At 32.7% G+C, this 12,120-nt stretch carries 9 protein-coding genes; 2 read left to right on the forward strand and 7 right to left on the reverse strand.

The annotated features are described in order from the left end of the window. Positions 1–20 precede the first annotated feature (20 nt). The 3 genes from BM289_RS18100 to BM289_RS18110 form a co-directional block, all read right to left on the reverse strand. Positions 21–2,111 carry a protein-disulfide reductase DsbD family protein gene (locus tag BM289_RS18100; protein ID WP_091496159.1) on the reverse strand — a complete coding sequence of 697 codons (2,091 nt, stop codon included), beginning with the start codon at positions 2,109–2,111 and terminating at the stop codon, positions 21–23. Beyond that, the gene (tilS, locus tag BM289_RS18105) at positions 2,111–3,421 is read right to left on the reverse strand and encodes a tRNA lysidine(34) synthetase TilS (RefSeq protein ID WP_091496161.1); all 1,311 of its coding nucleotides are present in this window, start codon (positions 3,419–3,421) and stop codon (positions 2,111–2,113) included. Before tilS ends, BM289_RS18100 begins: the two co-directional genes overlap by 1 nt. Before the next feature lie 263 nt (positions 3,422–3,684). After that, on the reverse strand, positions 3,685–4,971 hold the full coding sequence (locus BM289_RS18110; protein ID WP_091496162.1) for an anthranilate synthase component I family protein: 1,287 nt from the start codon (positions 4,969–4,971) through the stop codon (positions 3,685–3,687). Positions 4,972–5,239: 268 nt separating this feature from the next. On the opposite strand from BM289_RS18110, the gene BM289_RS18115 reads away from it, so the two are divergent. Further along, positions 5,240–6,136, forward strand: coding sequence for a DUF4349 domain-containing protein (locus tag BM289_RS18115; protein ID WP_091496164.1), 897 nt, complete (start codon positions 5,240–5,242; stop codon positions 6,134–6,136). A 211-nt stretch (positions 6,137–6,347) separates the two neighbouring features. Continuing rightward, on the forward strand, positions 6,348–6,722 hold the full coding sequence (locus tag BM289_RS18120) for a DoxX family membrane protein (RefSeq protein ID WP_091496166.1): 375 nt from the start codon (positions 6,348–6,350) through the stop codon (positions 6,720–6,722). Positions 6,723–6,780: 58 nt separating this feature from the next. On the opposite strand, the gene BM289_RS18125 is transcribed toward BM289_RS18120, so the two are convergent. The 4 genes from BM289_RS18125 to BM289_RS18140 form a co-directional block, all read right to left on the reverse strand. Beyond that, positions 6,781–7,326: a lipocalin family protein gene (locus BM289_RS18125; protein ID WP_091496168.1), complete on the reverse strand. Its 546-nt coding sequence runs from the start codon at positions 7,324–7,326 to the stop codon at positions 6,781–6,783. A gap of 162 nt (positions 7,327–7,488) precedes the next feature. Continuing rightward, positions 7,489–8,892 carry a dihydrolipoyl dehydrogenase gene (gene lpdA / locus BM289_RS18130; protein ID WP_091496170.1) on the reverse strand — a complete coding sequence of 468 codons (1,404 nt, stop codon included), beginning with the start codon at positions 8,890–8,892 and terminating at the stop codon, positions 7,489–7,491. Between the two features lie 485 nt (positions 8,893–9,377). Next, on the reverse strand, positions 9,378–10,991 hold the full coding sequence (locus tag BM289_RS18135; protein WP_143102103.1) for a hypothetical protein: 1,614 nt from the start codon (positions 10,989–10,991) through the stop codon (positions 9,378–9,380). 326 nt (positions 10,992–11,317) lie between these two features. Beyond that, entirely contained in the window at positions 11,318–12,088 is a 771-nt protein-coding gene (locus BM289_RS18140) for a helix-turn-helix domain-containing protein (RefSeq protein ID WP_091496173.1), read from the reverse strand. Between the last annotated feature and the right edge of the window lie 32 nt (positions 12,089–12,120).

Below are 12,120 nucleotides of genomic sequence, written 5' to 3' on the forward strand. Positions count from 1 at the left end.
TAATTCTTAATTCTAAAACATTATTTAAAATTAGAAATTCCTTCTTTCAGCCATTGCAGATATTCTTCTGTACTAACGTAACTGATTGTTGGTTTAGTATTATTTAAATTATTTCCTTCTAAATCTGTAATCACATACAAAGGTTGTGTATTCGTTTTATATTTAGAAATCATGAAATCTGTCCATTTATCTCCTGCTGTAATGATTTTATCTCCTGCAGCTGTAGTAAATTGTTCTTCTTTTGGAAGCTCACGCTTATCGTCAACATAAAGCGAAATCAACACCACATCATTTTTAAGAATTGGCAAAACTTCTGGTTCTGACCAAACGTTATTTTCCATTTTTCTGCAATTCACACAAGCATAACCTGTAAAATCGAGCATGATTGGTTTATTGATTTCTTTTGCATAAGCTAAACCATCTTCGTAATCATGGAAGACCATAATTCCATGTGGTCCCAATTCCGCTCCTGCAGGCAAACCTTTTGCATCAGTGTTTACAGCTGCATGACCTGACCCTCCAACTCCAAAAGGACTTTCGCTATATTGCGGTGGTGGTGGAAAAGCACTAATTAATTTTAATGGTGCTCCCCAAAGTCCAGGAATTAAATACATCGTAAACACAAACGTTAACAATCCTAAATACAATCTTCCAACAGAAATATGCTGTATCGGACTATCGTGTGGCAATGTAATTTTCCCAAATAAATATAAGGTCATTGCTCCAAAAATAGCAATCCAGATTGCGATGAAAACTTCTCTTTCTAAGAAATGCAATTGTAAAACCAAATCGGCATTGGATAAAAATTTGAATGCTAAAGCTAATTCTAAAAATCCTAAAACCACTTTTACTGTATTTAACCAGCCTCCTGATTTTGGCAACGAATTCAACCAGCCTGGGAACATTGCAAATAACATAAATGGAAGTGCTAATGCAGATGAAAATCCTAACATTCCAACAACTGGCGCAATTCCACCATTTGAAGCCGCTTCAACCAATAAAGTTCCAACAATTGGTCCTGTACAAGAAAACGATACAATTGCCAAAGCCAAAGCCATAAATAATATTCCGATTATCCCGCCTTTATCTGCTTGCTGATCTGCTTTATTTGCCCATGAATTTGGAAGCATAATTTCGAAAGCTCCTAAGAATGAAGTCGCAAAAATGATTAAAATCACAAAGAAAATCAAGTTAAACCAAACATCTGTTGACAAAGCATTTAAAGCATCGGCTCCAAATATTTTGGTTACAATTAAACCTAAAATTACATAGATAGCAATTATTGAAAGTCCATAAAAAATAGCATTTCTAATTCCTTTTGCTCTGCTTTTACTTTGTTTGGTAAAGAAACTTACTGTCATCGGAATCATCGGGAAAACACAAGGCGTTAACAATGCTGCAAATCCTGATAAAAATGCAATAAAAAATATAGACCATAAACTTCTTGCTGGTGCCTGTACAGGAACTTCTTCTTTAGAAACCACTTCACTATCTGCTTTTTTAACATCAGATTTTGCTGTTTCTGCCACAACTGGTTTTACTGTATCTACTGCAATTCCAACTGTTTTGGTTTCGTCTAGTTTATCCTCTTTTACAACAGGAACATCCTCTACTTTAAAAGTTGACGGAATTGCGATTGAGAATTTCTTGCTCGAATTGATACAAACTTCTTTACAAACCTGAAAATCAAAATCTACATCAACTGTTTTTAAGTTTGGATTAATGATTTTTATTTCCTGCTCTACATGAGCTTTTCCTTCAAAATAAGTTTCATCTACACCAAACACATCGTTGAAAGAAGTTTTTGTTTTGCCTTCTTTTGCTTTTCCAACTAATTCGTAATTTCCTTTCTGATTTTTAAAAGTAATTTCCAAAGCAAGAGGTCCGCCTTCTGGAGTAAATTGTGAATACATATGCCAGTCTTTTTCGATAACTGCATCGAAAATTAATACGGCATTATTTCCTTTCTTTTCAATTTTAGAAGTCCATTTTACTGGCTCTAATATTTGAGCGTTACTTTTTGCAAAAGCAAAGAAAAACAAGAAAAGTAAAATAGTTTTAGTCCAAACGTTTTTAAACTGATTGTCCTTTAGAGTTTGAGTAAAGTTCATTATTGCAATTCTAATTTTAGTATATTATTTGTGGTTCGGTTAATTTTAAATCTTTCGTCCTGTCTCATTCCAACAATCCAGATTATTTGATCATCAGAACATAAAATCCAAGTTTTTTCCTTTTCTATCAATGATAATTTTTCATCTTTAAAAAGCTTGCTTACTTTTTTTGATTTCCCATTCATTCCAAAAGGCTGAAAAACATCGCCTTCTTTCCATTTACGCAATAACAAGGGAAAGCGGATTTTATCGGCATCGACAAATATAACCTTATTTGAACCTAATGTTATGTGACTAACGTTACAAAGAGACATTTTTAAGGGAAAATTAACTTCTGTATCGTTTTCATTAATTTCATATTCATCTTTTTCTGACGTTTCAGAAAACGGACTCAATATCAGCGTTTCCCGATTTTTAAGCAATCTAAATGCTGCAGAAAAAATCTGTTTTCCCGACTGTCCTTCTACTAAATCATAAATGTCTTTCCACGCAGAGAAACCAAATTCATTTAACCATTGATACAAGTAAGATTTATAATTAGGCAGCTTTTTTAATTGATTTAAATCGAAATGAATATCCTCTTCTGCTTCTTTTGCCACCTGCTGATAAATCATAATCGAAGCATCTTCTACCATCTCTTGTGACTCTTGAAGAAACGATTGTGTTTTTTGAAAAGCATCCAAAAAATTAGGATTGATTTCTTTTAAAACCGGAACTAAATCGTGGCGGATTTTATTTCTCAAATATTTGTTTGAAGCATTACTGCTGTCTTCACGCCATTCTATTTTATTTTCCTCGGCATATTTCAAGATTTCATCTCTTGAAAATGGCAGAAGTGGACGAATGATTTTATCGTTTTGCTCGGGAATTCCAGTTAAGCCTTCCAGACCAGTTCCGCGTGTTAGATTGATTATAAAAGTTTCCAGATTGTCATCGGCGTGATGAGCAGTTAAAATATAATCGAAGTTTTTTTCTTTCAGCAATTCATAAAACCAGCTGTAACGTAGTTCTCTTGCCGCAACCTGTGTTGATAGTTTATAATCTTTAGCAAAAGCTTCAGTATCAAAATGAGTCGCAAAAATTGGAATGTTATTTTGTTCACAATAGTTTTGAATGAATTCCTGATCGCCAAAACTTTCCAATCCGCGAAGCTGAAAATTACAATGCAAAACCGCAATTTCATAAGGCAGTTGATGCAACAAATGCAGTAAAACCATACTATCCAATCCACCGCTGACCGCCAGAAAAAGCTTTTTTTCTGCTAGAAAAGGAAATTTTGAAACGATATGATTCTGAAATTTTGAAAACATCCGATAAAAGTAAAAAATTAAATTCGATCTATTTTTAAATGAAATGTTAAGTGATGTTTTTAGCCACGAATTACACCAATTTACACTAATTTTTTTCTTTAATACGAGATGAAAATATAGCCACAGATTAAAAGGATTCAAATGATTAAAAAATCTGTGTAAATCTTTTTAATCCTTTTAATCTGTGGCAAAAAAAAATAATTCGTGCAAATTCGTGCAATTGCTTCGCCAGTTCACTATCGCTCGGGTCGTGGCAACATTTTTCACTGCAGAACTTCAAGCATTGCCTTTGCCTTCAACAAACATTCTTCATATTCTTTTTCAGGAACTGATTGTGCTGTTATGGCGCTTCCAACCGAAAATGAAACATACTTATTTTCCTGATTATACAAAATACTTCTAATTACAACATTGAAATCAAAATTCCCTTCTGGTGTAAAATATCCAACTGCACCGCTATACAAACCTCTTTTAGTTTCTTCTAAATTTTCTACAATCTGCATTACCGAGATTTTAGGCGCTCCAGTCATACTTCCCATAGGAAAAGTTGTTCTTAAAACGTCTACTACCGAATATTGCGGATCTAATTTTGAAGTCACAGTAGAAATCATTTGATGCACTTGTAGAAACGAATAAATACCACAAAGCTCTTCTACTTCTACTGAACCTTTTTGAGCTGTATGAGACAAATCATTTCGAACTAAATCAGTTATCATGATATTTTCTGCGCGTTCTTTTGCATCTGAAACTAAAATTGATTTTGATTTTTCATCTTCCTCTAAATCCGAAAAACGCTTTGAAGTTCCCTTTATAGGCTGAGAAATAATTTTATCTCCAACTTTCTTCAAATAGCGTTCTGGAGAAGCGGAAAGCAAATATTGTTTGTAATTTTTAAAGAAAACCGAAAAAGGAGCTTTAGAAATTTCATTTAGTTTTTGGAATTTCTCGAGCGGATTTATAACGGCATTTTCAGCATAAAATTCCATGCAGAAATTAGCTTCATACATATCTCCAATATGAATGTGCTCGAGCATTTTATTTACTTTTTGGATATATAAATCTTTAGAAATACGTTGCTTCACTTCTAAAGATTCCAAACTTTGGAATTTGGAATTTGGATTTTGAACTATTTCTTCAAAATCTTCCTCTACCTCATCATCACAAAGCATTAAATACTGTATTTCAAGCTGATTTCCCTTTAAAATAAAAATCTTTTTAGGCTGAAAGAAAAACAAATCAGGAAAATCTAATCCGTCAAAATTATTGGATTGAAGATTTTCGGTATCGTTTTTAAGATCATAAGAAAGATAACCAAACAGCCAGTCTTTTGTGTTTTGCTGATATTGTTTTAAATCTTCAAAAGCATTATAATAGTCTGTTTTTAATGACGTAAAAGCATCAACTGCCAATAAACAATCAAAACTGGAATATTGCTGCGGATAGGAATTGCTGTCTAAAAAAACGACTTCTCGAAACTGTTGCGCCCAATTTAAAAGCTGCTCTTTAAACACTTCCGGATGGGTAATATTTTTATGAATGGATACTCTCAAAAACGAATAAATTTTAAACTTCAAAATTACGACAAAAAATATCCTTCAATAAAGTAATCCGAAAAAAATATTGGCACACTTTTTAGTATATCGAATTAGTATTAATTATTAAAACTTTTCTTGCCTTTTGGTTAGAAAATTATTCTTGAAAAGAATGCTACAAATTTTTTTTAAAGTCTTAGATAAAATCATTTTAATCTGTGTTTAAAAAAATCAACATAAACAATAAGTTCAATAATCATTTATTAATCAAATTTAAAAAACCATTATGAAAACAATTGCAAAATTAGGATGGACTTCCTTGATTATTACCGCAGTATTATTTTCTTGCAAAAAAGCAGACTATAATCCAGCCGAAACAACTTCGGATGCTAAAATTTTAGCAGACAGCACAGCCATATCATCATCGGCAGCGGTTGAAAGAAAAGACAGCAAACAGAAATTCATTCGAACAGCTGATATCAAATTCAAGGTCAAAAATGTCGTCAAATCTACTTACGCAATTGAAAATGCAGTTCAAAAATTTGGAGGTTTTGTTACTTACACTAATCTTCAAAGCAATATTCTCGATCAGATTAAAACTAAAATCAGTCAGGACAGTACCTTAGAAACTACTAAATATGCTGTCGAGAACAACATAACCATTCGCGTTCCAAACACGCAGCTTGATACTATTATTAAAAGTATTGCCAAGCAAATTGACTTTTTAGATTTCAGAGTCATTAAAGCCGATGATGTTTCACTGAAATATCTCGCTAATGAGCTTTCTCAAAAAAGAAATGCAGCTTCTGCACAAAGAGTCGAAAACGCAATTGCTACTAAAGGCAAAAAAATAAATGACATTATAGATGCCGAAAATACTTTAGACAATCAAAAAGAAGCTAGTGACAACCGCACAATAGAAAATTTATCGCTACAAGATCAGATTAATTTCAGCACCGTAACATTACAGATTTACCAAAACGAAACTATAAAGCAGGAAATTATTGCAGGTGAAAAAGATAGTACGTTTTACAAACCCAATTTAGGAATTCAAATTATCGATGCCCTAAAAAGTGGGTGGAATATTTTGCAGGCAATTTTAATTTTCTTTATAAATATATGGCCTATTATTCTTATTGGTTTGGGTGGATTTTTTCTTTACAAAAAATACTTTAAGAAATAAGAAAACTGTTAAAAACGCAGCTGTTTAATAAGAAAAAATTCGTTATATTTGATATACAATTAGATTAATACCAAAATTAAACTGATTTGATTGTAAATTTCTTAAAAACAGATCGCAAAAAGTATAATTTGTGATTCTAATTTGAGACTTTAACTTGCATCTTTTCCAATAACTTAATTATATTTTTTAACCTTAAAAAATCCTAAGTAATATGAAAATTGCCACCATTATTGTCCGTGTTTTAATTGGTCTTTTGTTGCTTTTTGCATCGATCAGTTATTTTTTCCACCTGATGCCCGAACCGGAAACCACCGGAAATTTCAAAGCCTTTAATGTTGGTTTAATGGCTGCGACGTATTTAATGCCTCTAGCAAAATCAGTAGAGTTACTTTGTGGACTTGCCTTCGTAAGCGGTCGTTTTGTAACTCTTGCCAATATCCTGATTTTACCAATTACAATCAATATCCTTTTTATCAATTATTTTTTAGCTCCGGAAGGTCTTCCTATTGCGATTCTGCTCTTCGTTGGTAATATATTCCTGATATACAGATACTGGGATAATTACAGAAGTGTATTTACTCCTTGATTTAAAAACGGTTTCACAAAATAAAAACCCGACAGTTATTAACTGCCGGGTTTATTATTTAATGTGCTTTATCGTGTTTTACCCAGACCAAATTAGATACATTGTATCCTATTTCCTGAGCTTTAATTAAAAAATCAGCTTTTATGCTTTCTGGCATTGTAGTTTCTCTGGAAAGAATCCACATATAATCTAAACTTTTTCCAGCAACAAGGGCATATTTATAATTCTCATCTACTGCGATTACATTGTATCCAGAATAAAAAGGACCAAAAAATGAGACCTTAAGCATACCAATATTGTCTTTTTTGACAAATCTAGCTTTCCCGATGCTCTGTTCCCATTTGTCTTTTTTGACATTATAGCCCTTATTATCGACTTTTATGGTTCCATTCTCGTTAAGAGAATATTCAGCAGTAACATTATCTAAATCTTTTTCCCATTTGTAATCTAGCCTTGCTATTTCGTACCATCTGCCTAAATATTTAGCTTTGTCAAAATCAGTAACTGCTGTTGCATTTTTAGGAATAGTAGAACTACTGCAGGAATACAATAGGAAAGCGATTGTTGCTCCAAGTAACACAGGAGCTATATATTTATTTTTCATGATGTAATCTTTTTATTATCATAAAGATAACATCAGAACCTTACATCTAATTTACAAAATTTTTCTTCAAGTTTATATTTTTCAGGCATTAAATTTAGTCCAAAATAAAACCCCGTTAGAACTTAGTTCCAACGGGGTCTAAATAAAATTATTAAACGTAAATTATACGTGTAAAGCTCTGTTTTCAGTTGCTGCTAATGCGGCCTCTTTTACCGCTTCCGCGAAAGTTGGGTGCGCATGGCTCATTCTTGAAATATCTTCAGCAGAAGCTTTGAATTCCATAGCCGTAACCGCTTCAGCAATTAAATCTGCTGTACGAGCACCAATCATATGAACTCCAAGGACCTCATCTGTTTTCTCATCAGCCAAGATTTTTACGAATCCGTCTAAGTCAGCACTTGCTCTTGCACGTCCTAACGCTTTGAAAGGGAAACTTCCTGATTTGTACGCAACTCCTGCAGCTTTTAATTGCTCTTCAGTTTGTCCAACTGCTGCAACTTCTGGCCAAGTATAAACTACACCCGGAATTAAGTTATAATCGATATGCGGTTTTTGACCTGCTAAAATTTCAGCAACCATTACTCCTTCTTCCTCTGCTTTGTGCGCTAACATTGCTCCACGAACAACGTCTCCAATTGCATAGATATTTGGAGTACTAGTTTGTAAATGATCGTTTACTTCAACTTGTCCTCTTTCTGAAATTTTAACTCCAGCTTTGTCAGCATTTAATCCGTCTGTGTAAGGACGACGACCAACAGAAACTAATGAATAATCTCCTTCAAGAGTGATAGTTTCTCCTTTGGCATTTTCAGCTTGAACGACAACAGCATCACCGTTTCTTTCAACTGATTTTACTTTGTGAGAAACGTAGAATTTCATTCCTTGTTTTTTCAACACTTTAGTCAATTCTTTAGAAAGCGCTCCGTCCATTCCTGGAATGATTCTGTCCATGAATTCCACTACAGAAACCTGAGCTCCTAAACGCAAGTAAACTTGTCCAAGCTCGATTCCGATAACTCCACCACCAATGATTACTAAGTGTTTTGGAACTTCTTTCAAAGCCAAAGCTTCAGTTGAAGTGATGATTCTTTCTTTATCAATTTTAATGAATGGTAAAGAAGATGGTTTTGATCCTGTAGCAATTACAGTATATTTTGCTTCAATAGTTTCTGAAGTTCCGTCAGCTTTTGCAACAGCAATGTGAGTTGCATCTACGAAAGAACCTAAACCATTGAAAACAGTGATTTTATTTTTATCCATTAAATAATTGATTCCGCCTACAGTTTGATCTACAACAGCTTGTTTGCGGGCAATCATTTTCTCTAAATTGATTTTCACATCGCCAGAAACTTCGATTCCGTGATCTGCGAAATGAGCGATTTCTGCATAATGGTGCGAAGATGATAATAATGCTTTTGAAGGAATACAACCTACGTTAAGGCAAGTTCCGCCTAATGAATTATATTTTTCTACAATTGCAGTTTTAAAACCTAATTGCGCGCAACGAATTGCTGATACATATCCTCCAGGACCTGAACCTATAATGACTACGTCAAATGAACTCATAGTATTTTGTTTTTATTTTAGCGGTTACAAAATTAAGCAATAAAGTTCTGTTTAAAGTTTAATTTTCAATGTTTTTTGCGTGAAATTTTGAGTTGGGGTTTTCTGCTACGAAGGCTCTAAGACGCAAAGTTTTTTTGTTTTTTTAATCTCGCAAAGACGCAGAGTCGCAAAGTTTTTTTTGTAAAAGTGTTGAATCAATAGTGTCCAGCTTTAGCTGGATGGTAAATATTATTACAAAGTTGAAAAAGGCTTTAGCCAAACTAGCGCAGATTGGAATAAAACCCATTTCCATGTTAAATCTTATTCTTCCAACTAAAATTGGGATGAAGCCTAAAAAAAATTACATAATATTTTAAACACTTGAAACAAGTCATTTAAAATTGAACTCATAAAACTGAACATCTTAATGTAATTATAAACAACTACAATTCCATCAAGATACACAGTCAGGTGCATTCTTATTTTTTATGCTGATATAAAACTTATTATTTTGATTTGGCAATTGAAATTCTCCAATACATTCCGATTTGTAATAATGACTGTTTTTCTGATGAATTATAAGCATTTGGATATTGTATTTCTCCTGCACAAGGATAATTGGGAGCATATCGTATTAACATTCCAAACCATGCATAATTCATGCTTAATTCATACGAAAATACATTTTGAGGCATCTCGTTAAGAAAAGATAGATTTTCTTTAAAGGCGGAGAGTTCCACAAATTTGTATTTAATTCCTACGCCATATTTTAGTGTATTATAATCATACTTAGAATAAGTTGTTCCGTCTATAAGTATTTCAGCGGCATCATATTTATCCTCACCAGTTCTTACTTCATAAGCTCCTTTAAGAATTAACTGCAAAGCATGCCCAATTTTAACATTAAAGTTCCCTCCATAATTCATCATATCTCCAGTATTTGAACTAAATGCCAAAAGACCATAATTAAAAAACGGATTAACATTAAAACCAATGAATCTATCATGAAAGAACTTTGCATCAAGTCCGATACTAAAATTTGTTGGATTTGTTGTTGAATTCTCACTTCCAGGATTGAAGCCTTTCCCATTATAATTTGTAACCACTGGTATGCTCTGATAATTTGCTCCTAAAAGTCCCCTAAGAACAAAAGGATATTCTTCATCATCATAATCGCCATCTGTTGCACCAACAAGAGCTGCACCTATACCTACAACTCCTCCTAAACCAGCAACTGTAATTTCATCTTCCTGTCGATTTATGTCACTTTGGGCTTTTGCTCGCTCACGCAATTGTCTTGACTCTTCACTCTCTACATATGTAGATGAACTATTGGAGTTTGAATTACTTTTTGTTGTATCCGATTTTTTGTTATCTTTTGAACTTATTTTTTCTTTTGTGCCAAGATTCTTTAATTCTATCTCTATTTCATCAACAGCATTTTCCATCTTATTAAGATTGTACTCTACTTCTTTTCTATTGCTTTCTTCAAATGTATAGGTATAAGCGACACTATTCATTGCGGTATTAAAACTTGAGCTGTATTTTCTGTATTCATCTTTCAAAGCTTCCAACCTTGATTTATCAATATTTTCTCCTGTAATGTTTGAAGAAGCACTTATTAATGAATTGTACTTTTGACTTATACTCTGTGCCTCCTCACGATATCCTTTTAGTTGAACACTTATATCATTGTTATTCTCTTTTTTCTCATTTTTTTTGCTATTGTAATCTACATATTGAATATTATATATTCTTGTCATTTCATAGCCGTTATACCACTGACTAGCGTTCCATTCTTTAACTCCTGATTTATCTAAATCAATAGTTACATCTTCTGTATTTATCGTTCCATCATTTCCTTTGTAATCAAATTTAAACTTTACAGAGCAGTTTTCTTTTGCTGTAGGATTATAAAATCGATAGTACGATTGCCCGCAAGAACCACCTTTTCTATCGTGTATTTGATATTTGAATGATATTTGAACATCATTATTATATCCTAAACTATAAACACTGTACCATTTACCCCATGCATAGGTACAAGGATTATCTTGAGAATGTAGCTTTTGGTTTAACACACATAACACTACGGTTATTAGTAAGAGTTTTAGTTTCATAAGAGTTTGATTGCTAGTTACTGCTAAAAAAATCGGTTTTTAAATTTGTATGACAAATTTCTTTTTGGTTTTTATTTTGGATGTTTTATAAATTTTATATTAATCATTTGTTGCATTGTAAGACTCAATTACATTACTCAAGATTAAATGACAATACAACAAATTTGGAAACAGCAATGTTTAATTGTATTAACATTACCTGTTTCATAAAAAAGCAGTTTTTATTAGTTAAAAGAAATTTTGATTAAAGAAATAGAGGCATTTGAACAACGATTGCAATTTCGACATGAATTAAACATCAGTCAATCCCCCATAAGAGGGATATTTTACAAAAACAGTTTATAAGGCAAAAGTTCAACGAATTTCTTCACTTTCAATTTTTGAAAGATTCTTTTGCGGTGTGTTTTTATGGTTTCAACAGTAACAAAAAGAAGATCTGCTATCTGTCTGCTTTCGTGACCATCAATTATTTTTTCAAGTATTATCTTTTCCTGACTGGTAAGCAGTGAGAAAAGATGATAATGGTTGAGAAGAAAATTTCGGTTATTGAGCAATTGTTTGATCTGTTTTAAATAAAAATCAATTTCGTCATCATTAAATTGAAGCTGTATAGAAGTGCTACCGCTTTTAGCATCCTTCAAAAGTGTAAAAATTGGTGGTCTATTTAATGAAATTGTCGTACTACTTTTGGTTTCTTTTTGCAAAAGCCAGTTTACTGCTTGTTGTTCATAAGCAAAATAACCGCAATTGACAGGTGCGTTGCCATTTTCAAACACTTCTGCTATAGAATGCATTGCGGCAAGATCTACACTGATCAATTTAGCTACTTTTCGCTTTTCTTTTCCGCCTTTAGTAGCGGGCATATTCATAAATCTATCTATCCATAGTTGCTCATTGGGCGAAATAATGTGATTAAAATTAGAACAATCCCACAAAGTATATTCCGGGCTCACTTGCTCATAAATACGCTGAAAATTTTTAAGAGCATTAGAAAAATCATCAGAAGAATTGCACACATGAAAATCGCCTTTGAGAATACCTAAACTAGCGATATATTCAACAGAAAATTTTGAGGATTTATGCAGATTTTGAGACATACTTTAGAATTATGTGTTTTGTAAAAAATATG

The organism is Flavobacterium phragmitis, from assembly GCF_900112575.1.
GTDB lineage: Bacteria > Bacteroidota > Bacteroidia > Flavobacteriales > Flavobacteriaceae > Flavobacterium > Flavobacterium phragmitis.

Bases quoted from the DNA above. Each gene is read 5' to 3' on its own strand.
- BM289_RS18135 (WP_143102103.1), bottom strand. From the start codon at position 10,991: ATGAAACTAAAACTCTTACTAATAACCGTAGTGTTATGTGTGTTAAAC.
- BM289_RS18125 (WP_091496168.1), bottom strand. From the start codon at position 7,326: ATGAAAAATAAATATATAGCTCCTGTGTTACTTGGAGCAACAATCGCT.
- BM289_RS18115 (WP_091496164.1), top strand. From the start codon at position 5,240: ATGAAAACAATTGCAAAATTAGGATGGACTTCCTTGATTATTACCGCA.
- BM289_RS18100 (WP_091496159.1), bottom strand. From the start codon at position 2,111: ATGAACTTTACTCAAACTCTAAAGGACAATCAGTTTAAAAACGTTTGG.
- BM289_RS18140 (WP_091496173.1), bottom strand. From the start codon at position 12,088: ATGTCTCAAAATCTGCATAAATCCTCAAAATTTTCTGTTGAATATATC.
- tilS (WP_091496161.1), bottom strand. From the start codon at position 3,421: ATGTTTTCAAAATTTCAGAATCATATCGTTTCAAAATTTCCTTTTCTA.
- BM289_RS18120 (WP_091496166.1), top strand. From the start codon at position 6,348: ATGAAAATTGCCACCATTATTGTCCGTGTTTTAATTGGTCTTTTGTTG.
- lpdA (WP_091496170.1), bottom strand. From the start codon at position 8,892: ATGAGTTCATTTGACGTAGTCATTATAGGTTCAGGTCCTGGAGGATAT.